Raw genomic sequence first — 26628 nt, 5'->3', positions numbered from 1 at the left:
ACACGGCGGGGAGCCGGAGACTAGCGGGCTTCGGTTGCCATGTTGGCGGCAGGGGGTGTGGGCGATTTGCGCCGCAGGGGGCAGGCGGGGATCACGAACCAGCACAGCGCCGCAACCGCCGCGGCTGCGCCGGCGGTGATGCCCAGGATGAGGTTGGCCGGGGAGGGCAGTTCCTGGACGAGGACGAAGACGCCCATGGCCAGGACGAAGAAGCCAAAGCCCTTGCGCAGGGCCGCTTCGGGGATCCGTCCGGCCAGCCGGGCGCCGAGGAAGGAACCAAGGATCGCGGCGGCCGTGACCCCGCCGACCAATGCCCAGTCCAGGGAGACGGTGGTGAGGTAGCCGCCAAGTCCGGCGAAGGACTTCATGGCGATAACCACCAGCGAGGTGCCGACCGCGACGGGCATCGACAAGCCACCGAGCAGGGCGAGTGCCGGAACGACGAGGAAACCGCCGCCGGCGCCGACGAGCCCGGTGACCAGGCCCACGACCAGGCCCTCGAGGATGACCTTGAGCACGGGGAGTTCACCGTCGTGGGCCACGGTGGTGCGGTCCTTGCGGCCGCGGATCATGGCCAGGGAGGTGGCGACCATCATGAGGGCAAACGCGATCATGAGGATCGTTCCGGGAATATGGCCCCCCAGGAGGCCGCCGCCGAAGGCCCCGGCCATGCCGGCGGCCCCGAAGACGAGCCCGGTGCGCCATTTGACGCGCTTCTTGCGGGCGTGGGTCACCGCACTGACGGCGGAGGTCGCGCCGACGACGAAGAGCGAGGCGGCGATGGCTTCCTTGGGGTTCATGCCTGCAACGTAGGTGAGGATCGGGACGGTGAGGATGGACCCGCCCCCGCCGAGCAGGCCGAGCGAGAGCCCGATCAGCACCGAAAACAGGAGGGTCAGTACGAGGGTGAGGGTCATGGAAGGGGCCTTGTCTGGGGAGGAAGGGAGGAGTGCGTGCGGGGTGGCGCCGGTGCGTGGCTTTAGGTGACGGGCAGGCCGGCGCGTTGCCAGGCGGTCATGCCGCCGGCCATGGTGTCGGCGGTGAATCCGGCCCCGGTGAGGGCATCGGCGACACGGGCGCTGCGGTTGCCGCTGCGGCAGATGACGATGACGGGGCGGGTCCGGTCGATCTCGCCCAGGCGGGTGTTGAGCTCGCCCATGGGGATGTGGATGGCTTCGGGGATCATGCCCTCGGTGATTTCGAAGTCTTCGCGGACGTCAATGAGCTGGTCCGTGGCGCGTCGCTGGTCGGTGTCGGTGATGGTGATTTCGGGCATGGTCTGCTCCTTCGGGGGCGTGTTCAAGCGGTATGTGGGTGCCTTCCGGGCCCGGATCAACGCGACCCGGGCCCGGAAACCGGGAGGAATCCGGTTGGCGGCGGGCCAACCGGGTGTGTGCTAGGACTTCTTGGGCGGAAGCTGGGCGAGGACCGACGCGCGGGTCGGTTCGTTGCCGGTCTTGTTCCACGGCATCTTGGCCAGGGCCTTGCCCATGGCGCAGGTGTTGGTGGCCGCGGAGAAGGTCAGTCCCGCCCCGATGACCCCGGCAACGGTGCGGATCTGCGGGGAGAGGAACTTGCCCCCGGCCAGTCCGGCGATCACCAGGGAACCGGCGGCCATGCGCACCTGGCGTTCCAGGTCCCAGCGCTTGGAACCTTCAACGGTCCGGCCGCCGGCCTGCTTGTAGGCGGGGACGCCGCCGGCCAGGACGTGGGCGTTGCCGAATCCGACCGACGCGAGGTTTGTCTTGGCTTCGGTGGCGCGCACGCCGGATTGGCAGACCAGCACCACCTTGGTGTCGAGCTTCGAAGCAAGTTCCTCGGTGTGTTCGGCCAACAACGGGAGGGGGACGTTGTAGGAGCCCGAGATGTGCAGGGATTCGAATTCGGCGGCGGAGCGCACGTCAAGCACCACGACGTCGGAGCCGGTGGCGATCCAGTCCTTGAGTTCTTCGGGGCTGGTGGTCTGGGGAATGGGGTTCATGGCTTGTGGGCCCTTTCTGCCGGGCATGGCGCCCGGCCGGTCCCGCATCCGGAAAGGGGGATGCGGGACCGGGAATAGGTGGAATTTATGGGGGAGGGATGGGCGGTGGAGAACGCTAGGCGTCCTGCAGCTGCTTCCAGTTGGCCCATCCGGCGTAGCTGCCCTCGACCTCGACGATGTCGAACCCGGCACGGCGCAGGGCGGAGGCAGCCACGGAGTTGCGCACCCCGGACTGGCAGTAGCTCACGATCACGCCGTCGGATGGAAGGTTGTCGGTGTTCCAGAGCACGCGGCCGGCGCTGAGCTGCTCGGAACCCGGCACGTGCCCGGCGGCGTGCTCGGTCTTGTTGCGCACATCCAGCAGCAGGGTGGCATCGAACCCTGCCAGCTCGGCAGGGGAGATCGTGCGAGGCACGTAGACCGGCAGGCCGTCCAGGGACGTGATGTATCCGGCAACCTTGTCTATGCCCACACGGATGAGGTGGTCCCACATCTCGGTGGCGCTCTCGCTGTCCGGAGCCAAGAGCACCAGCGGGCGCTGGTCCGTTTCCGGGTCCACGGCCCAGGCACCGTAGCTGGCGGCCTTGGTCCCGGCGGGGATGTTCAGTGCCCCGGCGGCGGTGCCCTCGTGGACCAGGGTGTGGTGGCGGGTGTCGACCACGCCGATTTCGTCGGCGGCCAGGGCGGCGGCGACATCCCCGGTGGCCAGCTCGGCCAGCGGTGCACGATCGCCCAGGACGGCCGGGCCCTGGCGGTTTTCGCGCTTCATGCGGCCGAAGTAGGCGTGGGCGTCGGGCTGCCCGTCAAGTAGGGCCTCGACGAAACCGGCCTCGTCGTTTGGCTCCAGGTAGGGGCCCCACCAGGCAAAGTTGCGTTCGTACCCGACCGTGGAGGACGGGATCGCGCCCAGCGCCTTGCCGCAGGCGCTGCCGGCGCCGTGGCCCGGGTAAACCTGCACGTAGTCGGGCAGGGTCAGGAACTTTTCCTTCAGGGAAGTGAACAGGTCGTGGGCCCCGGCGAAGCGGGTGTCGATTCCGCCAGCGGCCTCGTCGAGCAGGTCCGGGCGGCCCAGGTCGCCGGAGAAGACGAAGTCGCCCGAGAGCAGGAAGCCGGGCTTGTCGCTGAAGGCGCCGTCGGTGACCAGGAAGGAAAGGTGTTCGGGGGTGTGTCCGGGGGTGTGCAGGGCGGTGACGGTGATGTTGCCCAGGGTGATGGTGGACTGGTCGAGGAGGCGTTCGGCCTCGAACTCGTACTGCCAGTCCGTCCCGCCCTCGCCCGAGACGAAGATCTTTGCACCGGTTGCCGCGGCCAGCTCCCGGGTTCCCGAAAGGTAGTCCGCGTGGATATGGGTTTCGGTGACTGCGACAATCTCCATGCCGTTTTTTGCGGCAAGATCCTGGTACACCTGGATGTCGCGGCGGGCGTCCACCACGACGGCCTCGCCCTTGGCCTGGCAGCCAATGAGGTAGCTGGCCTGTGCGAGGTCCTCGTCATAGATGCGTTCGAGAAGCATTGGTTCTCCTTGTTGTTGGTCTGCTTGCGCTTCATACCCCTGGGGGTATCAGCTCCACTTCAAACAATAATACCCCTGGGGGTATGCGTCAAGTCATCCATTGCCCGGTACCCGGGATCGTTTGCCCTGCAAAAAGGGCGGTCGGCACCATTCAAGCTGGCGCCGACCGCCGCACGGCACGGAGCGGCCGGGCCTAGCGGCCAAAGAGGCGCGCGAAGAACCCGCCTTCGCTGCTGGGTGCTTTCGGGGCATTTGGATCGCAGGAGCAGCGTTCACTGCGCGGCACATTGGCCATGACCTGCTTGACGTGCTGGCCGCATCCGGCCCAGGTGGTCTTCTGGCACTTGCGGCATTTGGTCGTTCGGCACATGTGGTTCTCTTTCGGTCTTAGGTGATCGAGGGGGCGTGACCACCCCCCTGGGCTCAAGTATGGCACATACCCCCGGGGGTATGTGGAATTGGCTGTGTCGACACCCAAAGAAACCCCCGGGGGTATACACTTGGAGAAAGCCAGCACCCGGAAGGAACCCACCATGGAACTTGAAGCGGACACCCTGAAGCCCGCAATCAACAGGCTCAAGCGCGCCCAAGGACAGCTCAACGCGGTGATTCGCATGCTCGAGGAAGGCAGCGACTGCCGCACGGTCGTCACCCAGCTGTCCGCGGCCTCCAAGGCCATCGACCGCGCCGGCTTCTCCATCATCGCCACCGGGTTGGAGCAGTGCCTGAAGAGCGAGGACCCAACAGCCGACCGCGCCGACCTGGAAAAGCTCTTCCTCTCACTGGCCTAGCGTTCCCGGCAACGTCGTCGATCCTTCCGGCCGCAACCGTTCAGCGCCCCGTGGTCAGCTGGCAAGCAGTCCTTGAATCAGCTTGAAGAATGGTTCGGTCCGTCGACGGTCTCCTTGTCGCCTCGGCCACCAAACAGGGTGAAACGATTTGTGCCACGCACCTTGAAGGGCAAGACGCCTTGTTGCGACAGCTCGTTCCGCATAAGCCGCGGGCCGTCTGGCATTTCCATCCACCCGGGTCGGGGTCTGGCAGAACCCTCACCGATGGCCAATTCATGCCAATGGCCTTCTGTGAGGCCCGGCGGCAGGGAGGACACCGGCATTCGCATTGCCACCGACGTCTTCGAGGCGCTCGGCTATCCGCCGCCGGGCGGCAGCCAACACCCCGAGCAGCCGGCTCTGCGCTGCAGGCCTTCTTCGCCGGCCGCGGGCCGACGGGAGGTCTTCGCGCACCGCCTCGCAGCCCCCGCCCATGGGCATGCGGCGCCTGGATCCAACCAACAGTGTGGCGGCGGGGCCCGGTCAACCCTGGACACACACCACGCACGCATCGAGGTCCGCTGCCGGCTTGCGTTGCCAGTCGTTCGCCTACACCGCGTTGTGTCCATACGGCGGTGCGCGAGTGCCGTCGATTTCCTTGGACAGCAGCGGCTTCTCGCCGGCCTGGCGGGGCCATCGTCCGCCCAGTCTCCGTGCCCCGGCCAAGCTGCGCACCCCACAGGTACGGGAACGGCTTGGCTGTGCCACCGGCCAGCTCCAGCGCCCCGCGCATGGCATTTTGCGCCGAGCCACCGTCTTGGAGCGCCAAGGTCGCCATCGTGCCGGATGCCCCGGTGCGGCCACGTCAACCTCAAGTCCTGACTTCTCCGATCGATTCCAGCTCCCTGAAGGCCACCTTCGCCGCCCCGGCCACGATCCGTGACGCTTTCCTCGGCTGTGGCAGGGTGAACTGGCGCCGCTTGCAGCTGGAGCGCCTCGCGGGGCCAACCGGACTGGTTTCCACCGTGACAGCGAACAGGCCCAGGGCATCATCAGTGGCTTTGGCCTCCGGCCGGCGTAACATCGCCGTGTCACCGCTTCGCGGAACCCCCGCCCCACGTGCCCATGCGCCCTCTTCGGACTCTCAGCGCACGGTACGACGCCGGACGCTGCGCATCAGCGGGGCGAGTCCTTGGCGCTGGTGGCGGCCTCACTGCTCCGAATTCAGGCGACGATCCTGGCCCTTGAGGACGGCATGGGCACCATCCTCGCGCCCGCCACAATCCAGGAAGACAGATTCCCCGGCCGGCCTGGAAAGCTTGACGCGCGCCGAAGTCGTCGGAAGGCTCCTGCGATTGGAGGGTGAAGCAGATCCATACGGCGTCTCGCCGGCTTTGTACGGAGACAGTCCGTGGGCCAGTGCCTCGCCGTTGGTCGGGAATCCCCAACCCCGAAGATTCTTCCCGGGGTGGTCCTGCCGATGCCACGGCTGCCCCGCATTCCTTGTTTCCGGACTTCCCCCCGGGGACGTCATGATTCGGGGACAAGGCATCCGAGTCCAGTGCGCAGCCGTTGCGGTAGTTCTTGGTAGGGCTGCGCAGCTCGGGGGTCGGCGAGGGGTCGTCTTCATGATCGGACACGCCTTTCGGGCGCGTCGGCAGCCAGTGGCCGGCGGACCTTCCCGTTCCTGCGTCTCGGCATCAATGCCTGCCTATTCGCCTCACTGACCAGCGGTTTGATGTCTTGGGCAATGAACGCGCTGTCCATCCGTTCAAGCAAGTGGCCGCGGTCCCCGGTGGCGGCATAGGTGCCACCGCCTCGATTCCCGTCCAGGATCCATCGTGCAGCCAAGAGGTTCACGCCCTGGGCCATGGTCGCATCGTTCATGCGGCAGCAGGAGAAACCGTTGATCGAGGGGTCCAGGGTCTCTACGGCCATGGTGTCGGCCACGCTCACGGGTTCGGCGAGCCCCGCAACCTGAAAGAAGATCGCCCGGGAATCAGCGTTGGCACCTACGACGACCCGCCGCTCTCGGACCGCACAGAGACCTCGAGACCTCTTGGTCGGTTTCTCCCTGACCCACGTCGCCAGCCTCCGGCCGCACGAGACCGCTGTCTCCAGGAACCCGGGGGGGGGGATCATTCAGGCACGGGCCTGCTCGCCATCCCTCGCCGGTCAGCAAAAAGCCCGGCCGCACGTCCCCTGCTTCGTATTTCTCGAAACCAGGGAAATGCGACCGGGCCCAGGGCTCGGTTCGGCGGTGCGGCTACTTGGCGGCGTCCGCGTCCTGCAGGGCAGCGCTCTTCTTCGCCCTCGACTTGCGGACCTTGAGCACGGCCCAGAGCACGATCAGCGCGGCGACCACCACGATCACGACCTTCTGGAAGATACCGGCATAGGTCTCCACCACGTGCCAGTTCTCCCCCAGGTAGTACCCGGAGAGCACGAAGATGGAGTTCCAGATCAACGACCCGGCCGCGGTCAGGCCCAGGAACTTGGCCTGGTTCATCTTGGTGACCCCGGCGGGGATGGATATCAGCGAGCGGAAGATCGGGATCATCCGGCCGAAGAACACGGCCTTGGAACCGTTGCGGTCAAACCAGCCCTCGACCTTGTCCACGTCCTGAAGGTCCACCAGCGGCAGCCAGCCGAAGATCGCGCGGGTGCGCGTGCGGCCCAGTGCCCGGCCCACCCAGTACAGCGCGTAGGCGCCGAAGATCGACCCGATCGTGGTCCACAGCAGCGCCTCGAACAGCGAGAAGGACCCGCGGCTGGCGGTGAATCCGGCAAGCGGCAGGATGACCTCGGAGGGCAGCGGGGGAAAGAGGTTCTCCAGCGCGATGGCCAGCGCGGCGCCGGGCGCCCCGATGACCTCCATCAGGTGCACGGCCCAGTCGGCGAATCGGGTGATCAGGCTTCCGCCGGAGGGATCGGCGGCAGCGGCCTGTAGCGCAATCAAAGTAGTCATTACCCATCAGTGTCTCTTAACGGGCTGGAAATGCGCCGGGTGGATCGGCTCAATGTGTCCAAGGCCTCACGCGCGCGGCCACGCGCAACCGCGGCGGTCCCGGTCGCATGGCCAGGCTAATCCCCGAAAGACCCCTGACGCGTCGGACGCGCGCACGAAACCCTCCCAATCCATGTTGGCGATGTTCAAGTTGCTCTCCACCGCCCACCATTCCGAGGCCGCGCACCGGAATTCCGGCCGTCCTTCCATCAGGTCGATCACCAAGACCGGGTCCCGCGGTCGGCCGGGCTGCGCCGGCCAACGGCAAAAAACACCATCGGGCCGAACCGGTTGGGGACGACCGCCGCGCGCAGGAGCTTCGGGACCGCCTCTTCGAATGCCGGATCGTCGACGAGGGACAGGTTCGCCACGACCCCTTCCCCGCTCGCTTGCCCCACGGCCGCAAGCAGGCGCTCCCAGGCCGCCTGGTCGGTGAAATCGAGGCGGACCAAGGGAGAAATCGAGCGGGTGTCGGGCAGCTTCTTCAAGGCTCCAGTCTTCCACGGCCACACGCTCCCGTGGCAGGACACCGGCAGCCGAAGCAGGCCGCCCGCGAATCCAGGTTCAGTCGTTTCCGGCCGCTTCCAGCCGGTCGATCTTCGCCACGTTCAGCAGCAGGCTGGATTCCTCCAGCGCCGTGATCTGCGAGTACCCGGCCGGCAGCACCAGCAGGTCCCCGGTCCGCCCCTCCCAGTGCTCTTGGCCCGAGGTCAGCCTGATCCGCCCGCTGAGCACCATGATCGTCGCCTCCCCGGGGTTGATGTGCTCCTTCAATTCCGTCCCCGCGGCCAGGCCGATCACCGTCTGGCGCAGCGTGTGTTCGTGCCCGCCGAAAACCGTGTTGGCGCTGCGCCCGCTGGAGGCCTTCGCGGCAAGCTGCATCTGGGTGCGGGCCATGGCGGTGAGCGAAAACTTCTTCATGCGTCCTCTTATCCCGGAAGGCGAAACCTCTTGCCCAAGGATGGCCCTTCGTGGATGCGGCGGTCAAGCACCGGATTCGCGCCCACCCGGCCTCGATCCGGCACGCGAACCCCAGCCATGTTCAATTGCGGGTTCTGGCGGTAGGTTGAAAAGAGCCGACACCCGGCCGAGCGCCCGGGCAACCCGCTGGCAATCCCTTCGCGGAGCGGCACGTCTGATCGGAGGTGTGGATCGCGCCAAGCCCCGCTTCCTGCCGTTTTCCAAGCACCCGCCGCGCCGGTCGCCGGCAGCCCCGGGTGGACCCCCATGTGAGAGGACCGCGCTTCAATGCCCACGAACTCCTTCAATTCCCGCTCAACCCTTGACGTCGACGGGCAAAGCTACCGGATCCACCGGATCGACGCCGTCGAAAACTCCGCACGCCTGCCCTATAGCCTCAAGGTGCTGCTCGAGAACCTGCTGCGCAACGAGGACGGACGGCTGGTCACCAAGGACCAGATCAACGCGCTGGCTTCCTGGGACCCGGCCGCCGAGGCCGCCAGTGAGATCCAGTACACCCCCGCCCGCGTGTTGATGCAGGACTTCACCGGGGTGCCCTGCGTGGTGGACCTGGTCGCCATGCGCGACGCCATGACCGCTCTGGGCGGGGACCCGAAGAAGGTCAACCCGCTGATCCCCGCCGAACTGGTCATCGACCACTCGGTGATCGCCGACGTCTTCGCCCGCTCCGACGCTTTTTCCGTCAACGCCGACTTCGAGTTCAAGCGCAACCAGGAGCGCTACCAACTGCTGCGCTGGGCCCAGCACTCCTTCGACGACTTTCTGGTGGTCCCGCCTGACACCGGGATCTGCCACCAGGTCAACCTCGAGTACCTCTCCCGGGTGGTGTTCACCCGCGAGGGGCCAGACGGCACCGCCGCCTACCCGGACACGCTGGTCGGCACCGACTCGCACACCCCGATGGTCAACGGCCTGGGCGTGCTGGGCTGGGGCGTGGGCGGCATCGAGGCCGAGGCCGCGATGCTCGGACAGCCCATGAGCCTGCTGATCCCGCAGGTCGTCGGGCTCAAGCTCACCGGCGAACTTCCCGAGGGCACCACCGCCACCGACCTGGTGCTCACCGTCGCGGAGCTGCTGCGCAAGATCCGCGTGGTGGGCAAGTTCGTGGACTTCTTCGGCCCCGGGGTCGCCAACGTCCCGCTGGCCACCCGCGCCACGCTGGGGAACATGTCCCCCGAGTACGGTTCCACCGGGGCCCTGTTCCCCATCGACGCCGAGACCCTCGACTACCTGCGGCTCACCGGACGCGCGGAGCACCAAGTCAAGCTGGTCGAGGCCTACGCCAAGGAACAGGGACTCTGGCACGACCCGGAGCACGTTCCGGATTTCAGCCAGGTCGTCGAACTGGACCTGGGCACCGTGGCCCCCTCGCTGGCCGGGCCCAAGCGCCCCCAGGACCGCATTCCGCTGGCCGCCGCGCAGGGCGCGGTGCGCCGGCTGCTGGCCGGGGACACCCACGAGGAAGCCATCGCCGGCGGGCTGGACGACGCCTCGGCCGAATCATTCCCCGCGTCCGACCCGGTGGCCATCAGCACCCGGATCGAACGTGACGATCCTCCCCACGACTACGCCAGCGGGGAACCGGCCATCACCTGGCCGTCCAAGCCGACCAAGATCCGTCTCGGGTCCCACACCGAGACCCTTGACCACGGCTCGGTCGTCATTGCGGCCATCACCTCCTGCACCAACACCTCCAACCCCACGGTGATGCTCGGGGCGGCGCTGCTGGCCAAGAAGGCGGTGGACAAGGGTCTGCGTTCCAAGCCGTGGGTCAAGACGACCCTGGCACCGGGATCCCGCGTGGTCACCGACTACTACAACCGCTCCGGGCTGACCCCCTACCTGGAAACCCTGGGCTTCAACCTGGTCGGCTACGGCTGCACCACCTGCATCGGCAACTCCGGCCCGCTGATCCCGGAAATCAGCGAGGCCGTGAACTCCCACGACCTCTCGGTCGCCTCGGTGCTCTCGGGCAACCGCAACTTCGAGGGCCGGATCCACGGGGAGGTGAAGATGAACTTCCTCGCTTCCCCGCCGCTGGTCATCGCCTACGCGCTGGCCGGATCGATGCACGTGGACCTGCTCAACGACTCGCTGGGCAACGACACCGAGGGCAACCCGGTGTACCTGCGGGACATCTGGCCCACGAGCACGGAAATCAAGGCTGTTCTCGACGCCAACCTCGAGGCCTCGATGTTCACCAAGGGCTACGCGGATGTCTACCACGGGGATGAGAACTGGCGTTCCATGCTCATCCCCGAGGGCGACCAGTTCGCCTGGGACGCTTCCTCCACCTACGTGCAGTCCCCGCCGTACTTCGACGGCGTGGGCCCGGTGCCCGAGCCCGTCAAGGACATCGAAGGTGCGCGCGTGCTGGTGAACCTGGGCGATTCGGTCACCACCGACCACATCTCCCCGGCCGGCGCGATCCGCAAGGACTCCCCCGCCGGGGCGTACCTGCTGTCCCAGGGCGTGGCCCCGGCCGACTTCAACTCCTACGGCTCGCGGCGCGGCAACCACCACGTGATGATCCGCGGCACCTTCGCCAACGTGCGGCTGCGCAACAAGCTGGTCCCGGGCGTCGAGGGCGGCTTCACCCGGCACCTGCCGGGCACCGAAACCACGACCATCTTCGACGCCTCGAACGCCTACCTGGCCGAAGGCACCCCGCTGGTCATCCTGGCCGGGTCCGACTACGGGTCCGGCTCCTCCCGCGACTGGGCGGCCAAGGGCACGCTGCTGCTGGGGGTCAAGGCCGTGCTGGCCACCTCCTACGAGCGGATCCACCGCTCCAACCTGATCGGCATGGGCGTGCTTCCGCTGCAGTTCCGCGACGGCGAAACCGCCGAGTCCCTCGGCCTGACCGGCGAGGAGGTCTACTCGATCGCCGGGCTGGCGGGGACCGGGAAGCTGCCCGACGAGGTCTCCGTGACCGTCGAGGACGGCGGTGCCACCCGCGCCATCACCATGGCCGTGCGCATCGACACCCCGGCCGAGGAGGCCTACTACCGCCACGGCGGCATCCTGCAATACGTGCTGCGCCAGCTGCTCGACGCCTAGTGCTGCATCCCCCAATGGGTGCCGTGGGAGGCGAACATGAGTACGCTGGAAGCACGAATCAAGACATTCGCTAATGCATAGGTCGCCCGGGAAGGCGGAATCATTATGAGTATCGGTGCCGGAGTATTTCTTTTTGTCGTTGGTGCGGTCCTTCGCTTCGCATTGAACGTCGAAGTGGGCTGGCTGGACGTTCCACTGGTCGGAAACCTGCTCATGGGTGCCGGCGTCCTGGTCTTTGTGCTCGGACTGGTCTTCACGTTCCGCCGCCGCCGGACCGTCTCCACGCGGCGGACCGTCGGCGGACCGGGCGAGGTCGATGGAGTCACCCGGACAACCCGCGAAGTGGACGACCCCGGCCTCTAGTCGCCGCATCACCCCCCCCCCGCAGCCCTTGTTCCCGTCCCGCGCGACGGGCATACTCGGGGCATGATTCGAAGCGCCGCCGTCCTGTCCGACATCCACGGCGTCCTGCCGGTGCTCGAGGCGATCCTGGCCGAGCCCGACGTGGCGGCCGCCGACCTCATCGTCGTCACCGGGGACCACGCCGCCGGGCCACAACCCGTCGAGGTCCTGGACCGGCTGGCGGCCCTGGGCGAGCGGGCCGTGCTGGTTCGCGGCAATGCCGACCGCGAGCTGGCGGCCGTCGCCCGGGGCGCCTCGATCGAGGTTCCCGACGAGGTCGTTCCCTGGGCCGCCGCGCAGCTGGGTCCGGAGCACCTCACAATGCTGGAACAGCTGCCGCATCCGGTCACCCTCGAGCTGGAGGGCTTCGGCCCCGTGGTGTTCTGCCACGGCACCCCGCGCGACGACGAGGAGGTCGTGCTGGTGGACACGCGGCTGGAGCGCTGGGCCGAGGCCTTCGCCGAGCTGCCCGCTCGGGTCCAGACCGTGGTCTGCGGGCACACCCACATGCCCTTCGTGCGGCTGGTGGACCGCCGGCTGGTGATCAACCCCGGCAGCGTGGGCATGCCCTATGGCCGGGCGGGCGGCAACTGGGCGCTGCTGCGCGACGGCGCAGTGTCCCTGCACCGCAGCATCATCGACGTCGAGGAGGCCATCGCCCAGGTGGTCGCGGGTTCGACGTACCCGGGCCGCCGGAAATGGGCCGAGTACTTCATCGGTTCGGCCGCGAGCGACGCCGAGGCACTGACCATGTTCGGCCCGCGGGACGGCCGCGAGGCCTGAGCGTGGCCCGCGTCGACCACGGCCTCGGCCTCATCGCTTGGCCCCGCGGAGTCCCGGCCCCGGAAAATAGTTATCCACAGATTCCTTCTTCCGCCCCCGCTGCACCCCGGTTCGGCGCATGCTGGTGGACATGGAGACGGACCGGTTCATCAGCCTCACCGCGGGCACCCGCGGTGCCCCGGGACACCACGTGTCGCCGGACGATGAACTGCGCGCCCTGCTCGAGGTCCAGGCCCTGGGCCGCGACCTGTCCCGGCGTGTCGCCGCGCACACCAGCTCCCCGGTCCATGCCGCGCTGTTCGCCCGGACGGCCGAAGACGGACACCGCACCGCTGCCCACGCCCGGCTGCTGGCCGCCGAGACCGCCCGGCGCACCCTGGTCCACGAACTTCCCGAGGCCACGCTCGACGACCTCGACGCCATCCACCGCGACCCGGCCGGATACCTCGCGGGCACCACGGTGCTTCCGGCGGACCCGGCCACGGTCCCCACCGGGCGGCCGGTCTTCAAGGACACCACCGCATTCCTGTCCGGATTCCTGCACATTTCCTTCTTCGAGGCCCGCGAACGGGTCAGGTCCATCGACAGGCTGCTGCCCGGCACCGATATCCACGGCCAGTTGGCCCCGGCGCGCTTCCCCGTCCTGGCTCGGGACCTGGCCGACGGGACCGCCGACCCCGGCCAGATCGGGGCCGCAGCCCGCAAGCTCGAGTCCCTCGTCCCGCAGATCGACCGGCACCCCGACGCGGCCACCCTGGCGGGCACGCTCGAGGACCAAGTCGCCGAATCCGTGCGCACCCAGGATCCCCGCACCACCGCGAAGCTGCTGGCCGGGATCCAAACATCACTCGAGAAGGGACCCGAGGACCTGCCCGAGGAGATCCTGCGGTCCAAGACCGGACTGTTCTACCGCGGCACCACCGGCGGGCTGGGCGAATTCCTGCTGCGCACCCTGCCGCGGGACACCGAGGCCCTGCTGGCCCTGTGCGCCAGCACCGACAACCCCAGGACCAAGGCCGGGGACCGCGACGGGCTGCTCGCCCAGGCCCTGGCCACCAGCGGCCCGGGTGCGGATACAGACGTCGCCGAGGCTGCCGGCACCGGCAACAACTCCTCCGATGGCCTGTCCGGCACCGCAGCACACGCCCGCGAGGGTTCCGGGGTTCCCGATTTCCTCATCGACCCCGCCACCGGCACCCCGCTCACCGACCCGGCCGCCATCCGGAAGCTGTCGCTGGATCCCGAGGGCCTCGGCATCCTCGGCAACCTGTTCACCGGGGCAACCGGAACCAACGGCAACAACGGCAACAACGGCAACGGTGTAGGCACCCGGAACGGGCTATTCGATCCGGGAAGCATGAACTCCACCTCCTATGGAGGCGACGGGCTCACCCCGCCGCAACGACATCTGCAGGGACTGCTGAACCTGATCAGGGCGGCAGGCCAACCACGCTCCGGGAAAAAGACCATCGGCCTGCCCTCCCCCAAGACACTGGTCATCGCCACCCTGGACGAATTGCGCGGGCTGGCCGACACGCACGGCATCACCTCCCGTGGCCAGGAACTCACCCCGGCGGAACTGCGCCAGGGCCTGTGCAACGGCGGGGTCGTGCCCGCGGTCATGGGTGGCAAGTCCCAGATCCTGGACCTCGGCCAGGAGGAGCGGTTCTTCCCCGACTACATGCGCGAGATCATCCTGGGGATCTACGGCGGCTGCATCATGCCCGGCTGCACCGTGCCCCCGGAGCATTGCGAGATCCACCACTTCGACGGCTTCGCCAACGGCGGCAAGACCGAGGTCAACCAGGGGTGCCCGGGGTGCACCAGTGCGCACCACGGCTTCCACACCGGGCTCTTCAAGGTCGTGCGCGACGAGGACGGGCTCTTCTCCGTCATCCTGCCCAAGTTCATGGACCCCGAGCAAAAACCGAGGCGCAACACCTACTGGCGCACTCCCCGCCCGCCCCTGTTCTAGGCCACCAATGACAACGACCCTGCGCGTTCGATCCGGATCGGGATCAACGTGCAGGGTCGTTCGCGGTGCAGCGGCGAGAAGCCGAGGCGACTACTCGAAGTCCACCTGTCCGCGGCGCGGCGGGACCGGAGCGATGTGGCCGCCGGCAGCGGCCACCAGCTCCACTTCGTTCAACCGCGGTGCAGGTCCGTCGGCGGAGTGAAGGATCCACGGCCCGACCATGAGATAGGCGGCATCGCCCTCGGCCGCGGTGGCCACGCCGGTGACCACGAAGTCGCCGTAGGGCGCCTGCGTGAACGAAGCGACCACCAGGTCGCCGTGCGCCACCTTGTCCGCGGCAATCGGCGTCGGGTCGAAGTCCCCCTCGAATACCGCCGGGAAGGCGCGGACATCCGAGTCCGGCTGGCGCTGCCGCAGCGGCTCGCCCTCCGCGGACTTGGTCGCCTTCGCCGCGGCCGCGGCGTTCAGCCCGCCGACCATCAGGTCATCGAGCACTGTCAGGTGCGCGGCCCCGGTGACCAGGAAGTTGCCGTAACGCGCATTCTTGAACAGGACGGACACCACCTCCGTGCTCCCAACCAGCGCGAAGGCGGCCTTCATGCCCGCAACATCGCGCTTTGACGGCCCCTTGATAAAGGTGTCCACTCTTGCTCCGTTCGTTCTCGGTAGGTTTGTCTTGCTTCCACTCTATGCGCTGGGCCGCCGTCGGCCCGGGACGGCCGGACCGCATCGCACGATCTGCATCGCACGATCTGCGGCCCGGGCACCGCAAGGGGGCGGCCCTCCCTGCGGCACAATGCCGGAAGAAGACCACCCTGTGGGGCCGTGCCGCAAGCGAGCCGGCGCCTACCTGGCGTCCTGGTCCGCCAGCGCCTTGACGATCTGCGGCAGCAGGCCGCGGAATGCGCGCCCGCGGTGGCTGATCGCGTTCTTTTCCTCGCTGCTCAGCTCCGCCACGGAGATCCCATAGCCCTCGGGACGCAGGATCGGGTCGTAGCCGAAGCCGCCGTTCCCCCGGCGCTCGTGCAGCAGCGTGCCGGCCAAGTGTCCCATTTCCAGGGCGACGTAGCCGCCCGGGGCGGCCAGTGCCGCGGCGCACACGAAGGAGGCGCCGCGGTGCTCCTCGGCGATGTCGCCGAGCTGGGCCAGCAGCAGGTCGATGTTGGCCTCATCGTCGCCGTGTCTGCCGGCCCAGCGCGCCGAGAAGATCCCCGGTGCCCCGCCGAGCACGTCGACCGCCAGCCCCGAGTCGTCGGCGATGGCAACCAGTCCGGTCGCCTCGCACACCGCGCGGGCCTTGAGCAGGGCGTTGCCCTGAAAGGTCACCTCGTCCTCGACGACATCCGGCGCACCGACGGCCCCGGCGTCGACGACCTGCGTGTCCACGTCCAGCCCGGGGACCTGCCCGCGCAGCAGCTCGCGCAACTCGCGCAGCTTGCCCTGGTTGTGGGTGGCCAGCACCAACCGCGGGGTGGCGCCCATGCTCAGCGTCCCAGGGTTTCGCGCTGGATGCGGGTCAGCTCCACGGTGCCCAGCAGGGCCAGGTCAAGCAGGGAGTCCAGTTCGGCGCGCTTGAACGGCACGCCCTCGGCGGTGCCCTGCACCTCGACGAAGTCGCCGGTGCCGGTGACCACGACGTTCATGTCGGTCTCGGCGCGCACGTCCTCCTCGTAGGGAAGATCCAGCATCGGGACCCCGTCGATGATGCCCACGGAGATCGCTGCCACCGAGTCGGTGAGCACGATCGCGTTCTTCTTCACCAGGTTGTTGGCCCGGGCCCACTCGATGGCCTCGGCCAGCGCGACGTAGGCGCCGGTGATCGCCGCGGTGCGGGTGCCGCCGTCGGCCTGCAGAACGTCGCAGTCAAGCACGATGGTGTTCTCGCCCAGCGCCTTGGTGTCGATGATGGCGCGCAGCGAGCGGCCGATCAAGCGCGAGATCTCATGGGTGCGGCCGCCGATCTTGCCCTTGACCGATTCGCGGCCGTTGCGGGTGTTGGTGGCCCGCGGCAGCATCGCGTACTCGGCGGTGACCCAGCCGGCGCCTTGGCCCTTGAGCCAGCGCGGCACGCCCTCGGTGAAGGAGGCGGTGCACAGCACCTTGGTGTTGCCGAATTCGATCAGGGCCGATCCCTCGGCCTGCTTGGACCAGCCACGGGTAATGGTGATCTCACGGAGTTGGTCGAGGCCGCGCCCGTCGGCGCGCACTGCTGCTGTGGTGGATGCTGAAGTCATGGCTTCAAGTCTAGTCGGCGCGCGGCCAGGGCCAGGCACGTCCACGGCACCGCAGCGAGCCCGCGTCCGCGCCTACCTGCGCGGGCTCTTGGACTTGGTCCCGGGCCATTCGCGGTTCGGCGCCGAGCGCACGATGGACACCGGCGCGGTGGGCAGCGACTTCGGGGTGCCCAGCTGCGAGCCGGAGAACACCCCGTAGGTGACCCCGGAGACCGCCACGGCGATGCCGCCGTCGTAGGTTTCCTTGGCCTCGTTGACCACGGTGTTGATGTCGGTCCACACCGGGATGTGGGTCAGCAGCAGGCGCTCGACCCCGGCCTCGGTGGCGGCCTGCCCGGCCCGCTTGCCGGTCAGGTGCACGCCGGTGATCGCGTCGTCGCGGCCCTCCTCGAACGCGGCCTCGCACAGGAACATGTCCGCGCCGGCCGCCGCCTCGATGAGTTCGGGGCAGGAGTCGGTGTCGCCCGAATAGGTCAGCACGGAAGTGCGCAGGGACCCGTCGGCGACCGGCTCGGTGGCCTCCACGCGCAGCGCGTAGGACTCCTCGATGGGGTGCAGCACCGGGTAGGGGGTGATGGAGAACGGGCCGATCTTCACCGGCGTCCGGGATTTCCAGTGCTGGAAGTCGTAGTCCGGGTGCATGCCCTCCTCCAGCGGCAGCCCGTAGGCGGTGGCCATCCTGTCGGCGGTGGCCGCCGGGCCGTGCACCAGCATCCGCTCGCGGCCCCACCCGTTGGGATCCCAGCGGATCGCCACGTGCATGCCGCACAGATCCATGCAGTGGTCCGGGTGCAGGTGGGAGATGAAGATCCCGTCCAGGTCCTTGATGTCGACGTAGCGCTGCAGCACGCCCAACGCGCCGGAGCCCAAATCCAGCAGGATCTTCCAGTCGCGTGTCCCGTCGAACGCGGTGACCAGGTAGCAGGAGGCGGGCGACCCCGGGCCGGGGAACGAGCCGGTGCAGCCGATGATGGTCAGCTTCATGAGGCACTCGCTTTCGAAAGGGCCACCATCTGCGGGGTAACCATCGCGATGGAGCCGGTCGGGTAGTGGGCGGCCACGTTCTCGACCTGCTCGACCGCGAGGACCTCGGGCCCCAGGAAGCGTCGGGCCAGGATCTCAAAGCTTGCCGCATCGCCGGTGGCGAGGAACTGGTGCGTGGGGGCCGCGTCGGCGGTGCGTGCCAGGTCGTGGCCCACCAGCGCGCGGTAGACGTCCTTCGCGGTCTCCTCGGCGCTGGAGACGAGGGTGACGTCCTCGCCCATGACGTAGGAGATCACCCCGGTCAGCAGCGGGTAGTGCGTGCAGCCCAGCACCAGCGTGTCCACACCGGCGGCCTTGAGCGGGGCCAGGTATTCCTCGGCGGTGTCCATCAGCTCGGCGCCGGTGGTGATGCCGTTCTCGACGAACTCGACGAAGCGCGGGCACGCCACCGAGGTGATCGAGTAGTGCGGGGCCGCGGCGAAGGCGTCCTCGTAGGCGCGCGAGCCGATGGTGGCCACGGTGCCGATGACCCCGATCTTGCCGTTGCGGGTGGCGGAGACGGCGCGGCGGACCGCCGGCTGGATGACCTCGACCACGGGGATGCCGTAGCGGGCGGTGTAGCGTTCGCGGGCGTCGCGCAGCACCGCGGCGGAGGCGGAGTTGCAGGCAATGACCAGCAGCTTGACCCCGGCGTCGACCAGTTCGTCCATCACCCCCAGCGCGTTGGCCCGGACCTCGGCGATGGGAAGCGGCCCGTAGGGCGAGTTCGCGGTGTCCCCGACGTACATCGTCGATTCACCGGGAAGCTGGTCAATGATGGCACGTGAAACGGTCAGGCCGCCGACCCCGGAGTCGAAGATTCCCAACGGGGCGTTTGCCCGGGGCCGCTCGGATGGTCGCTTATCGCTGGAGGACGCACTTGTCATGGTGTACGAAGCCTACGTGGTTTTGCGCGCGAACGGCCAGCACGCGCGACACACTGTATCCCAGCTCACAAAGACTTGAGCATGGCCTGCATCAGGGATTCCTGCAGCCAGGTGACGAAGTTGTAGACCAGTGCCAGGTATTCATCGACGGATTCGGCCTTCGACCAGTCGTCCTGGGCATGGATCCGCTCGGCGTCTTCCTCGCTCGCCAGCCCCAGCCGCTCGGCCAGCACCAGGCGTACGTCGTTGACCGCTGCGGCGAAGCGCGGTGCGGTCTCGACGGACAGCAGGATCGACCCGGATTCCATCAATAGCGCAGCCTCGCGCAGCGCCCCGATCTTGCGTTCGCGGATCCCGCGCTCCGAGAGCCTGCGGAATTCCAGCGACGCGGCGGCGTCGTCCGGATCCGCATCCGGCAGCAGCCGCTTGGTGGCGGGGTCGGCCGGGGCCGCGAAGTCCGCGCGGTGGGCGTTGGGGTCCAGCCCGACCATGGCCCACAGCGGATCCTCGTCCGCGGCGCGCTCCGGCTCAAGCAGGGTGATGACGTCCTGGAACAGGCCGCGCAGCAACTTGCGCTCGGCGGTTTCCAGGGAGGCGGAAAAACCGCGCATGGTGTTCTTGAATGCTCGTGCCACGGTTAGGCTGCGTCCGCCTTCGACAAGGTGGCCCACAGGCCGAAGCCGTGCATCGCGGACACGTCGGCCTCGATCTTTTCGCGGTTGCCGGTGGCGACGACGCTGCGTCCCTCCTGGTGGACCTGCATCATCAGTTTCTCCGCCTTGGTCTCGGGGTACCCGAAGTAGGAGCGGAAGACAAAACTGACGTAGCTCATCAGGTTGACCGGGTCGTTCCAGATGATCAGGACGTAGGGCTGGTCCAGTTCGTGTGCTTGTGCCTGCTCCACGTGTTCAAGCACATCGGGCATCGCAGTCATGGTTGGCATACCTCCCATTCTACGACGGTGGGCCGCCGAAGCGAACCGGGCCACCGTTGGGCGGTTCGGGCAACGGGCGCCCAACGACGGCGCGCGCCGGGCCGGCCCGAAGGCGGCAAGGGGCCGATGCCGGGTCTAGAGTATCTACTAACGTTTGCACCGCCGTTGCCGGCCCATTGCGCCGCCACCTGCGGCGGGGCGGGCCCCGGCGCCCAGGCTCCCGACGCCGGTGCAAACCGCCCGAACACGCATACTTCACCCCCCCGACACCCCTCGCGAGGAGCCCACCGGCCATGTGGCAGCAGCCCACCTCACTGTTCACCGACCACTACGAATTGACGATGCTGCAGGCGTCCCTGCACTCCGGGGCCGCGCACCGCCCCAGCGTTTTCGAGGCCTTCGCCCGCCGCCTGCCCGAGGGCCGGCGCTACGGAGTGGTCGCCGGCACCGGCCGGATCCTGGCGGGGATCAAGGAGTTCCGCTTCGACGATGGGCAGCTGCGGTTCCTGTCCGACACCAAGGTCGTGGACGCCACCACGATCAAGTACCTGGAGAACTTCTCCTTCGGCGGAAACGTGTACGGCTACGCCGAGGGGGAAATCTACTTCCCCTACTCCCCCGTGCTCATCGTCGAATCGACGTTCGCCGAGGCCTGCGTGCTGGAGACCTTCATCCTCTCCGCGCTGAACCACGACTCGGCCATCGCCTCGGCGGCCTCGCGCATGATCGCCTCGGCAGGCACCCGCCCGTGCATCGAGATGGGTTCGCGGCGCACCCACGAGGAATCCGCGGTGGCCGCGGCCCGCGCCTCGGTCATCGCCGGGTTCGAGGCGACCTCGAACCTCGAGGCCGGGCACCGCTACGGGATCAAGACCGTGGGCACCGCCGCCCACTCCTTCACACTGCTGCACGACACCGAGCGGGCCGCCTTCGAGGCCCAGGTCGCCTCCATGGGCGCCGACACCACGCTGCTGGTCGACACCTACGACGTGGAGGCCGGGGTGCGCACCGCCGTGGAGGTCGCCGGGCCCGGGCTGGGCGCGGTGCGCCTGGACTCCGGGGACCTGGTCGAGCAGGCCCGCTGGGTCCGCACCCTGCTCGATGACCTGGGCAACGAGAACACCCGCATCATGGTCACCTCGGACCTGGACGAATACGCGATTGCCGCCCTGGGCTCGGCCCCGGTCGACGCATACGGCGTGGGCACCTCGCTGGTCACCGGCTCCGGGCACCCCACCGCCTCGATGGTCTACAAGCTGGTCTCGCGCCACGACGACGCCGGAAACTTCGTCGACGTCGCGAAGGCCGCGAAGAACAAGGTCTCGGTGGGCGGACGCAAGTACGCGGTGCGCCGGCTCAACGAACGCGGCCGTGCCACCGAGGAACTCATCGGAGTGGGCGAGGTGCCCGCGACCGATGCCAACGACCGCGCGCTGCTGGAACAATTCGTGGCCGGGGGCCGGATCGACGAGGCATTCACCGGCGCCGCCGGCGTGCGCCGCGCGGCGAAACGCCACCGCGACTCGATCCTGGAGATGCCCGGCAGCTCGCGGCGGCTGCAGCGCGGCGAACCGGTGATCCCCACACGTTTCATCGACGAAAACTGACCACGAGGAGAAGCACCCCCCATGAGCGAACCAACCAGCACACCGGAAAACGCCTCGACGCGTGCCCTGATCATCGTCGATGTGCAGAACGACTTCTGCGAGGGCGGCCCGCTGGCCGTGGCCGGCGGAGCCGCCGTGGCAACGGCCATCGCCGAGCTGGTGGCCGCGCGGCACGAAAGCTACGCGGTGCTTGTCGCCACCCAGGACTGGCACATCGACCCGGGAAGCCACTTTTCCGAGGCACCCGACTTCATCGACTCCTGGCCCGTGCACTGCGTGGCCGAGACCCCCGGCGCGGCCTTGCACCCCAACCTCGCCCCGGCCACGACCCACCTGCACGCGGCGTTCCGCAAGGGCCGCTTCTCCGCGGCCTACTCCGGTTTCGAGGGCCGGCTGGCCCTCGAGGGTGCGTCAGTGGAGGACGAGTCCGGGCCGCTGCTCGGTGATTGGCTGCGTGAGCACGGCATCACCTCCCTGGACGTGGCGGGGATCGCCACCGACCACTGTGTGCGGGCCACCGCGCTCGACGCCCGCACCCAGGGTTTCGAGACAACCGTCATCGCCCCGCTCACCGCCGCGGTGCATCCGCAGGACAACGACGCGGTCTTCGAGCAGCTGCGGGCCGCGGGCGTGACGGTGCTGGCCCTCGGCTGACACCCGGCCCCGCACGAAGCAAGGCGCGGTGCCTGTCCGGATTCCCCCGGCCAGGCACCGCGCCTTCGTCGTCCCCCGCGCCGGTTTCCCCCGCACCACGGCGGGGAGGCGGTCGGCTACTTCTTGCCGATGAACCAGCCCTGCAGCTTGTTCAGCCGCGTCTGCAGCTGCTCGGCGTTGGCCTGGGCCACCGCGGGCCCGCCGCAGACCTCGCGCAGCTTGGTGTGGATGACCCCGTGCGGGGTCCCGGTGCGCGCGCTCCACGCCGAAACGTTCTTGGACAGCGTCGAGCGCATCTCCATCAGCGCCCGGTGGTCCATGACCGGCGCCTCGGCGCTCTCCTCGTGCGCCTTGCGCACCTTGCGCCGCGAGACCTGCTCGGCCTGGCGCTGGCGCAGCAGCACGCCCACCTGGTCGGCGTCCAGCAGCCCCGGGATGCCCAGGAAGTCCTCTTCCTCTTCGGAGCCCACGGCGCCGCCGGTGCCGAATTCGCCGCCGTCGAAGAGCACCCTGTCGAAGGAGGCGTTGGAGTTCAGCGCCTCGAACTTCTGCTTGTTCAGCTCGTCGCTGGCCTTCTCCTCGCGGTTGGCCGCGGCGACAAGCTCGTCCTCGGGGTTGTAGTCCGGGTCCTGGAAGTGCTTCTCCGGGCGGTCCAGCGCGTGGTCCCGCTCGGTCTCCATCTCGTTGGCCAGGGCCATCAGGATCGGCACCGAGGGCAGGAAGATCGAGGCGACCTCCCCGCGCTTGCGGCTTCGCACGTAGCGGCCGATGGCCTGGGCGAAGAACAGCGGGGTGGAGGTCGAGGTCGCGTAGACCCCCACGCAGAGCCGGGGCACGTCCACGCCCTCGGACACCATGCGCACCGCGACCATCCAGCGCGAGTCCCCGGCGGAGAACTCGTCGATCTTCTTCGAGGCGCCCGCGTCGTCGGAGAGGATCACGGTGACCTTCTCGCCGCAGATCTTCTCCAGCTGCTCGGCGTAGCCGCGCGCGTCCTCGTGGTCGGTGGCGATCACCAGGGCGCCCGCATCGGGCACGGTGCGGCGGACCTGGGTCAGTCGCTTGTCGGCGGCCTGGAGCACCGAGGGGATCCAGTCGCCCGCCGGGTCGAGCGCGGTGCGCCAGGCGTGGGCGGTGATGTCCTTGGTGAAGCCCTCGCCGAGCTGGGCCTCCATCTCCTCGCCGCCGCTGGTCTTCCAGCGCATGTACCCGGAATAGGCCATGAACAGCACCGGGCGCACCACGTGGTCGCGCAGCGCCTGGCCGTAGCCGTAGGTGTAGTCGGCCTTGGAGCGGCGGATGCCGTCGGTGCCCTCGGCGTATTCGACGAAGGGGATCGCCGCGGTGTCCGAGCGGAACGGGGTGCCGGTCAGCGCCAGGCGGCGGGTCGCGGGCTCGAATGCCTCGCGGATGCCCTCGCCCCAGGACAGGGCGTCGCCGCCGTGGTGGATCTCGTCGAGGATCACCAGGGTGCGGGCCGCCTCGACCTTGGCCCGGTGCAGCATCGGCTTGGAGGCGACCTGGGCGTAGGTCACCACGACGCCGATGTAGTCGGCGCCGTGGCGGCCGTCGGAGTTCTTGAAGTTCGGGTCAAGGGCCAGGCCCACGCGCCCTGCGGCGTCGGCCCACTGCTTCTTGAGGTGGTCGGTGGGGGCGACCACGATGATGCGGTTGATGGTCTTCGCGTCGACCAGCACCTTGGCCAGGCGCAGGGCGAAGGTGGTCTTGCCTGCGCCGGGGGTGGCCACGGCCATGAAGTCGCGCGGGTTGCCGGTGAAGTACTTGTCCAGCGCCTCTGCCTGCCAGGCGCGCAGCTTCGGTCCGGTGCCCCAGGCCGCCCGTTCGGGGTAGGCGGGAGGAAGCCGGTCCTCCATGGGCAGCTTGTCTGCAAGTGAGAACAAGGTATCGGTCATGCATACACCTCCACGGCGCTAAAAATCTTCCCCGCCAGGGCGCGTGCCGGCGCTCCCGGGCGGGTTCGGGTCAAGACGTGTTGCGTGGAAGGAACTACTTCTTGTCCTTGTCGCCGCCGCCGGTCAGGCCCTCATAGATTTCCTTGCACTCGGGGCACACGGGGAACTTCTGCGGGTCGCGGCCCGGAATCCAGACCTTCCCGCACAGGGCGATCACGGGGTCCCCGGAGAGCGCCGACTCCATGATCTTTTCCTTGCGCACATAGTGCGAAAAGCGTTCGTGGTCCCCGGCCTCGACGTCCTGGGCCGCTTCGGTGCGCTCGATGGTGGTGGCACCGCCGCCGGAGGTGGTGCGGGGATCATTGCGGAACGGATCTAGGGGCATGCTCATGTCCTCCAGTCTAACAAGCTAATGCCCCGGGTCGGTCGAACCCGGGTGCCGGGGCAGGTCGTGTGGGGCACATCAGCGGTTCGCCGCGACCGCCTGCATCAGCTCCGGGGCCCGGGCATCGAGCCAGCGCCCGCCGATGCGGATTCCGGCCACCAGCAGCCCCGCACCCTCGGCCACGCCCACCACCAGGGCGAGCCAGCCGAAGAGCGCCTGGTGTGTGAAGACCTGGGCAACCAGCAACCCCAGGGCCGGCAGCAGCAGCACCGACATGATCGTGAACGTCGCCAATTGCACCACGGCCATCCGCGCCCCGGCGCCCGGGGGCGTCTTGAACGGGCTCTCCCCCGGCAGCGGGACGGCATAGGTGAAGCGCGCCGAGGCCACCGAGGCCACACCGAGCCCGGCCAGCAAGCCGCACAGCGAGATGCCCAGGATCGCCGGCAACAGGTCCGTGCGGCCCAGGAACACCGGCGGCAGGATCGCTGCCAGCAGTGTCACCGGCAGCGCGAACACGGCACAGGCCAACACGCGCCCGGCCCGGTCGTCCACCCCGCGCACCCCGGTGAGCACGTGCAGCGAGAACGCGGTGGAGTCGTAGGAGACGTCGGCGGAGATCGCGAACGCCATCAGGATCCCCAGCAGCGGCCCCAGGACCAGCATCAGCTGCGGGTTCCCGGCGTTGGTCGAGGTGAACCAGATCAGCACCGGCATCAGCGGGACGACCACGATGGAGGCGGCGTAGCGGGGGTCCTTGAGCCAGTAGGTCAGGGCGCGGGCGGCCACCGCGCCGCGCGGGGTGGCGGGGAAGATGTCGAAGGCGCCCATGCCCACGGACCTGGAGCCGGTGTGCGGCGCCAGCGGGTTTTCCATGGACTTGTGCAGCCCGCGCTCCCACGCCCAGAGCACCGCGCCCAGGTACGCCAGCCCCAGGACCAGGCGTGCCGCGCCCAGCCCAAAGGCCCCGGCGGCCAGGTCCCCGGGCAGCGCCGCGAAGACGCCCAGCGGGGTGAACCCCAATACCGCGGCCAGGCGCGGCAGCCAGTCAAGCACCGTCTCGATGCCCTCGGCAGCCGAGCCGATGATCGGGCCCAGCAGGATCAGCGGGATGATCGCGATGATCCCGGCGACGTCGCGGAAGCGCCGCGAGCCGGTCAGCCGGGCCATCGAGGTGGTGGTCAGCCGCGCCAGTGCCAGGCACATCAAGGTACCTGCAACGCCCCCGGCCAGTGCCGCGAGCAGGGCCAGCGGATCGCGGCGCCAGGCCAGGAACTGGCTGCCGAGCAGCAGCAGCGTCAGCAGCCCCGGGACGCCGATGAAGCCCGAGAGCAGCAGGCCCGTCGCCAGCCTGGGCCGGGAGATCGTGAAGGTGGTGAAGCGTGCCGGGTCAAGGGTCAAGTCAACGCCGAAGGCGACCAGCGGGACGATGGCCCAGCCCAGGGTGATCAGCGAAACCGCACAGACCAGGATGGTGTTGGCCAGCGCGACGTCCGCATCGGCCAGCAACGCCGTTCCGGAGACGGCGAAGACGACCATGCCCAGCCCGTAGAGGCCGCCGATGCACACGCCCACCAACTGCCAGGGGCTGCGCCGGAAGGAGTTGCGCAGCAGCGCCAGCTTCAACCTCAGGAGGTGTGCAACCATGAGAGCCCCTCGCTGTTCCCGCGCCCGCCAACCAATTGCACGAAGCGTTCCTCCAGGGAGACCGGGCCGCGCACCTGATCCACGGTGCCCGCGGCCAGCAGGTTGCCCTCGGCGATGACCGCCACGTGGCTGCACATGCGCTGGACCAGGTCCATGACGTGCGAGGAGACGATGACGGTGCCGCCGTGGGTGACGTAGTCCGTGAGGATCTCGCGGATGTTGGCCGCGGAGACCGGGTCCACGGCCTCGAAGGGCTCATCGAGCACCAGCACCCGCGGGGAGTGGATCAACGCGGTGGCCAGCGCGATCTTCTTGGCCATGCCCGCGGAGTAGTCCACGACCAGCTTGGCCCCGGCATCCTCCAGGTCCAGCACGCGCAGCAGGTCCTCGGTGCGTTCGACGACCGTGGCGCGGTCCATGCCGCGCAGCAGGCCGGAGTAGGTGACCAGCTGGCGTCCGGAGAGCCGGTCGAAGAGCCGCACCCCGTCGGCGAGCACACCCATGGCGGCCTTGGCCTTCAACGGTTCGGCCCAGACATCGATCCCGTTGAGCCACACCTGGCCCGCGTCGGGGCGCAGCAGCCCGGTGGCCATGGACAGCGTGGTGGTCTTGCCGGCGCCGTTGGGTCCGACCAGGCCAAAGAACGACCCGGCGGGGACGTCGAGGGAAATGCCGTTGACCGCGACCTTCTCGCCGAAGCGCTTGCCCAGCGATCGGATCGACAGGGCCGGGGTGCCGGGTTCCTCAATGGAGTTGCTCATGCAATCGAAATTAGCAGTCGGCACGTGGTTTTGCCGTCATCCCTGCGGACTAATCCCGCCAAGCGCTCCGCCCGCGGGGATGGGGTGCCGCGATGTGCGCGCGGCCGGCCT

Annotated in this window: 28 protein-coding genes; 7 read left to right on the top strand and 21 right to left on the bottom strand. The window is 68.6% G+C overall.

Annotated features, from left to right (window positions below):
• Positions 1-20 precede the first annotated feature (20 nt).
• The 5 genes from DQ353_RS06440 to DQ353_RS22710 all read right to left on the bottom strand — a co-directional run bounded on the left by DQ353_RS06440 (position 21) and on the right by DQ353_RS22710 (position 3864).
• Positions 21-917: a sulfite exporter TauE/SafE family protein gene (locus tag DQ353_RS06440; RefSeq protein ID WP_113761948.1), complete on the bottom strand. Its 897-nt coding sequence runs from the start codon at positions 915-917 to the stop codon at positions 21-23.
• Between the two features lie 62 nt (positions 918-979).
• Complete coding sequence (locus tag DQ353_RS06435; RefSeq protein WP_113761947.1) at positions 980-1276, bottom strand: rhodanese-like domain-containing protein; 297 nt, start codon at positions 1274-1276, stop codon at positions 980-982.
• A 120-nt stretch (positions 1277-1396) separates the two neighbouring features.
• Positions 1397-1981: a rhodanese-like domain-containing protein gene (locus tag DQ353_RS06430; protein WP_113761946.1), complete on the bottom strand. Its 585-nt coding sequence runs from the start codon at positions 1979-1981 to the stop codon at positions 1397-1399.
• Positions 1982-2096: 115 nt separating this feature from the next.
• Positions 2097-3494 carry an MBL fold metallo-hydrolase gene (locus DQ353_RS06425; protein WP_113761945.1) on the bottom strand — a complete coding sequence of 466 codons (1398 nt, stop codon included), beginning with the start codon at positions 3492-3494 and terminating at the stop codon, positions 2097-2099.
• Positions 3495-3687: 193 nt separating this feature from the next.
• On the bottom strand, positions 3688-3864 hold the full coding sequence (locus DQ353_RS22710) for a DUF8730 family Cys-rich protein (protein WP_502696380.1): 177 nt from the start codon (positions 3862-3864) through the stop codon (positions 3688-3690).
• A gap of 163 nt (positions 3865-4027) precedes the next feature.
• Here DQ353_RS22710 and DQ353_RS06420 point away from each other — a divergent pair, with 163 nt between their 5' ends.
• Positions 4028-4285 carry a metal-sensitive transcriptional regulator gene (locus DQ353_RS06420; RefSeq protein ID WP_113761944.1) on the top strand — a complete coding sequence of 86 codons (258 nt, stop codon included), beginning with the start codon at positions 4028-4030 and terminating at the stop codon, positions 4283-4285.
• A gap of 1605 nt (positions 4286-5890) precedes the next feature.
• Here DQ353_RS06420 and DQ353_RS21285 read toward each other — a convergent pair.
• The 5 genes from DQ353_RS21285 to DQ353_RS06395 form a co-directional block, all read right to left on the bottom strand.
• Positions 5891-6214 (bottom strand): hypothetical protein, encoded by a 324-nt coding sequence (locus DQ353_RS21285; RefSeq protein WP_220093980.1) that lies wholly within the window; start codon positions 6212-6214, stop codon positions 5891-5893.
• A 316-nt stretch (positions 6215-6530) separates the two neighbouring features.
• The gene (locus DQ353_RS06405) at positions 6531-7232 is read right to left on the bottom strand and encodes a DedA family protein (protein WP_113761941.1); all 702 of its coding nucleotides are present in this window, start codon (positions 7230-7232) and stop codon (positions 6531-6533) included.
• Between the two features lie 66 nt (positions 7233-7298).
• Positions 7299-7481, bottom strand: coding sequence for a DUF6924 domain-containing protein (locus DQ353_RS22705; protein WP_502696381.1), 183 nt, complete (start codon positions 7479-7481; stop codon positions 7299-7301).
• Between the two features lie 8 nt (positions 7482-7489).
• Entirely contained in the window at positions 7490-7759 is a 270-nt protein-coding gene (locus DQ353_RS06400; protein ID WP_113761940.1) for a DUF6924 domain-containing protein, read from the bottom strand.
• Between the two features lie 76 nt (positions 7760-7835).
• Complete coding sequence (locus DQ353_RS06395; RefSeq protein WP_113761939.1) at positions 7836-8192, bottom strand: cupin domain-containing protein; 357 nt, start codon at positions 8190-8192, stop codon at positions 7836-7838.
• Between the two features lie 327 nt (positions 8193-8519).
• Here DQ353_RS06395 and DQ353_RS06390 point away from each other — a divergent pair, with 327 nt between their 5' ends.
• The 4 genes from DQ353_RS06390 (at position 8520) to DQ353_RS06375 (ending at position 14472) form a co-directional block, all read left to right on the top strand.
• Entirely contained in the window at positions 8520-11312 is a 2793-nt protein-coding gene (locus DQ353_RS06390) for an aconitate hydratase (protein ID WP_113761938.1), read from the top strand.
• 105 nt (positions 11313-11417) lie between these two features.
• On the top strand, positions 11418-11675 hold the full coding sequence (locus DQ353_RS06385; protein WP_113761937.1) for a DUF6458 family protein: 258 nt from the start codon (positions 11418-11420) through the stop codon (positions 11673-11675).
• Between the two features lie 63 nt (positions 11676-11738).
• On the top strand, positions 11739-12497 hold the full coding sequence (locus tag DQ353_RS06380) for a metallophosphoesterase family protein (RefSeq protein ID WP_113761936.1): 759 nt from the start codon (positions 11739-11741) through the stop codon (positions 12495-12497).
• Positions 12498-12627: 130 nt separating this feature from the next.
• A complete protein-coding gene (locus DQ353_RS06375; protein ID WP_286166654.1) occupies positions 12628-14472 on the top strand; it encodes an HNH endonuclease signature motif containing protein in 1845 nt (614 codons plus the stop codon).
• A gap of 90 nt (positions 14473-14562) precedes the next feature.
• On the opposite strand, the gene DQ353_RS06370 is transcribed toward DQ353_RS06375, so the two are convergent.
• The 7 genes from DQ353_RS06370 to clpS form a co-directional block, all read right to left on the bottom strand.
• Positions 14563-15072: a hypothetical protein gene (locus DQ353_RS06370; RefSeq protein WP_220093979.1), complete on the bottom strand. Its 510-nt coding sequence runs from the start codon at positions 15070-15072 to the stop codon at positions 14563-14565.
• A 246-nt stretch (positions 15073-15318) separates the two neighbouring features.
• Positions 15319-15954 (bottom strand): RdgB/HAM1 family non-canonical purine NTP pyrophosphatase, encoded by a 636-nt coding sequence (gene rdgB, locus DQ353_RS06365; protein ID WP_113761933.1) that lies wholly within the window; start codon positions 15952-15954, stop codon positions 15319-15321.
• 2 nt (positions 15955-15956) lie between these two features.
• A complete protein-coding gene (gene rph / locus DQ353_RS06360; RefSeq protein ID WP_113761932.1) occupies positions 15957-16706 on the bottom strand; it encodes a ribonuclease PH in 750 nt (249 codons plus the stop codon).
• A gap of 72 nt (positions 16707-16778) precedes the next feature.
• Positions 16779-17690 (bottom strand): MBL fold metallo-hydrolase, encoded by a 912-nt coding sequence (locus DQ353_RS06355; RefSeq protein WP_113761931.1) that lies wholly within the window; start codon positions 17688-17690, stop codon positions 16779-16781.
• Positions 17687-18616, bottom strand: coding sequence for a glutamate racemase (murI, locus tag DQ353_RS06350; RefSeq protein ID WP_113761930.1), 930 nt, complete (start codon positions 18614-18616; stop codon positions 17687-17689). The genes DQ353_RS06355 and murI overlap by 4 nt, the downstream gene beginning before the upstream one ends.
• Before the next feature lie 65 nt (positions 18617-18681).
• The gene (locus tag DQ353_RS06345; RefSeq protein WP_113761929.1) at positions 18682-19251 is read right to left on the bottom strand and encodes a DUF2017 family protein; all 570 of its coding nucleotides are present in this window, start codon (positions 19249-19251) and stop codon (positions 18682-18684) included.
• 2 nt (positions 19252-19253) lie between these two features.
• Positions 19254-19550, bottom strand: coding sequence for an ATP-dependent Clp protease adapter ClpS (gene clpS / locus DQ353_RS06340; protein WP_113762017.1), 297 nt, complete (start codon positions 19548-19550; stop codon positions 19254-19256).
• A 293-nt stretch (positions 19551-19843) separates the two neighbouring features.
• On the opposite strand from clpS, the gene DQ353_RS06335 reads away from it, so the two are divergent.
• Complete coding sequence (locus DQ353_RS06335; protein WP_113761928.1) at positions 19844-21157, top strand: nicotinate phosphoribosyltransferase; 1314 nt, start codon at positions 19844-19846, stop codon at positions 21155-21157.
• A 21-nt stretch (positions 21158-21178) separates the two neighbouring features.
• Entirely contained in the window at positions 21179-21811 is a 633-nt protein-coding gene (locus DQ353_RS06330; protein ID WP_113761927.1) for an isochorismatase family protein, read from the top strand.
• A 116-nt stretch (positions 21812-21927) separates the two neighbouring features.
• On the opposite strand, the gene DQ353_RS06325 is transcribed toward DQ353_RS06330, so the two are convergent.
• From DQ353_RS06325 to DQ353_RS06310, 4 genes are all read right to left on the bottom strand, one after another.
• Complete coding sequence (locus tag DQ353_RS06325) at positions 21928-23724, bottom strand: DEAD/DEAH box helicase (protein WP_181578274.1); 1797 nt, start codon at positions 23722-23724, stop codon at positions 21928-21930.
• 94 nt (positions 23725-23818) lie between these two features.
• Positions 23819-24115 (bottom strand): DUF3039 domain-containing protein, encoded by a 297-nt coding sequence (locus DQ353_RS06320; RefSeq protein WP_113761926.1) that lies wholly within the window; start codon positions 24113-24115, stop codon positions 23819-23821.
• 72 nt (positions 24116-24187) lie between these two features.
• Complete coding sequence (locus DQ353_RS06315) at positions 24188-25756, bottom strand: transporter (protein WP_113761925.1); 1569 nt, start codon at positions 25754-25756, stop codon at positions 24188-24190.
• Positions 25738-26517 carry an ABC transporter ATP-binding protein gene (locus DQ353_RS06310; RefSeq protein WP_113761924.1) on the bottom strand — a complete coding sequence of 260 codons (780 nt, stop codon included), beginning with the start codon at positions 26515-26517 and terminating at the stop codon, positions 25738-25740. Before DQ353_RS06310 ends, DQ353_RS06315 begins: the two co-directional genes overlap by 19 nt.
• Between the last annotated feature and the right edge of the window lie 111 nt (positions 26518-26628).

Source organism: Arthrobacter sp. AQ5-05, from assembly GCF_003287975.1.
Lineage (GTDB): Bacteria > Actinomycetota > Actinomycetes > Actinomycetales > Micrococcaceae > Paeniglutamicibacter.
The sequence above is the reverse complement of the archived record's forward strand: the minus strand, read 5'-3'. Positions and strand labels throughout refer to the sequence as shown.

What these genes read in the sequence shown, in the direction of transcription:
- DQ353_RS22705 (WP_502696381.1), bottom strand. Translation starts at nt 7,481, where the DNA reads ATGGAAGGACGGCCGGAATTCCGGTGCGCGGCCTCGGAATGGTGGGCG.
- DQ353_RS06375 (WP_286166654.1), top strand. Translation starts at nt 12,628, where the DNA reads ATGGAGACGGACCGGTTCATCAGCCTCACCGCGGGCACCCGCGGTGCC.
- DQ353_RS06390 (WP_113761938.1), top strand. Translation starts at nt 8,520, where the DNA reads ATGCCCACGAACTCCTTCAATTCCCGCTCAACCCTTGACGTCGACGGG.
- rdgB (WP_113761933.1), bottom strand. Translation starts at nt 15,954, where the DNA reads ATGGGCGCCACCCCGCGGTTGGTGCTGGCCACCCACAACCAGGGCAAG.
- DQ353_RS22710 (WP_502696380.1), bottom strand. Translation starts at nt 3,864, where the DNA reads ATGTGCCGAACGACCAAATGCCGCAAGTGCCAGAAGACCACCTGGGCC.
- DQ353_RS06405 (WP_113761941.1), bottom strand. Translation starts at nt 7,232, where the DNA reads ATGACTACTTTGATTGCGCTACAGGCCGCTGCCGCCGATCCCTCCGGC.
- DQ353_RS06325 (WP_181578274.1), bottom strand. Translation starts at nt 23,724, where the DNA reads ATGACCGATACCTTGTTCTCACTTGCAGACAAGCTGCCCATGGAGGAC.
- DQ353_RS06330 (WP_113761927.1), top strand. Translation starts at nt 21,179, where the DNA reads ATGAGCGAACCAACCAGCACACCGGAAAACGCCTCGACGCGTGCCCTG.
- clpS (WP_113762017.1), bottom strand. Translation starts at nt 19,550, where the DNA reads ATGACTGCGATGCCCGATGTGCTTGAACACGTGGAGCAGGCACAAGCA.
- DQ353_RS06355 (WP_113761931.1), bottom strand. Translation starts at nt 17,690, where the DNA reads ATGAAGCTGACCATCATCGGCTGCACCGGCTCGTTCCCCGGCCCGGGG.
- DQ353_RS06395 (WP_113761939.1), bottom strand. Translation starts at nt 8,192, where the DNA reads ATGAAGAAGTTTTCGCTCACCGCCATGGCCCGCACCCAGATGCAGCTT.
- DQ353_RS06430 (WP_113761946.1), bottom strand. Translation starts at nt 1,981, where the DNA reads ATGAACCCCATTCCCCAGACCACCAGCCCCGAAGAACTCAAGGACTGG.
- DQ353_RS06310 (WP_113761924.1), bottom strand. Translation starts at nt 26,517, where the DNA reads ATGAGCAACTCCATTGAGGAACCCGGCACCCCGGCCCTGTCGATCCGA.
- DQ353_RS06425 (WP_113761945.1), bottom strand. Translation starts at nt 3,494, where the DNA reads ATGCTTCTCGAACGCATCTATGACGAGGACCTCGCACAGGCCAGCTAC.
- DQ353_RS06370 (WP_220093979.1), bottom strand. Translation starts at nt 15,072, where the DNA reads ATGAAGGCCGCCTTCGCGCTGGTTGGGAGCACGGAGGTGGTGTCCGTC.
- DQ353_RS06440 (WP_113761948.1), bottom strand. Translation starts at nt 917, where the DNA reads ATGACCCTCACCCTCGTACTGACCCTCCTGTTTTCGGTGCTGATCGGG.
- rph (WP_113761932.1), bottom strand. Translation starts at nt 16,706, where the DNA reads ATGACTTCAGCATCCACCACAGCAGCAGTGCGCGCCGACGGGCGCGGC.
- DQ353_RS06320 (WP_113761926.1), bottom strand. Translation starts at nt 24,115, where the DNA reads ATGAGCATGCCCCTAGATCCGTTCCGCAATGATCCCCGCACCACCTCC.
- DQ353_RS06420 (WP_113761944.1), top strand. Translation starts at nt 4,028, where the DNA reads ATGGAACTTGAAGCGGACACCCTGAAGCCCGCAATCAACAGGCTCAAG.
- DQ353_RS06435 (WP_113761947.1), bottom strand. Translation starts at nt 1,276, where the DNA reads ATGCCCGAAATCACCATCACCGACACCGACCAGCGACGCGCCACGGAC.
- DQ353_RS06385 (WP_113761937.1), top strand. Translation starts at nt 11,418, where the DNA reads ATGAGTATCGGTGCCGGAGTATTTCTTTTTGTCGTTGGTGCGGTCCTT.
- DQ353_RS06380 (WP_113761936.1), top strand. Translation starts at nt 11,739, where the DNA reads ATGATTCGAAGCGCCGCCGTCCTGTCCGACATCCACGGCGTCCTGCCG.
- DQ353_RS06335 (WP_113761928.1), top strand. Translation starts at nt 19,844, where the DNA reads ATGTGGCAGCAGCCCACCTCACTGTTCACCGACCACTACGAATTGACG.
- murI (WP_113761930.1), bottom strand. Translation starts at nt 18,616, where the DNA reads ATGACAAGTGCGTCCTCCAGCGATAAGCGACCATCCGAGCGGCCCCGG.
- DQ353_RS06315 (WP_113761925.1), bottom strand. Translation starts at nt 25,756, where the DNA reads ATGGTTGCACACCTCCTGAGGTTGAAGCTGGCGCTGCTGCGCAACTCC.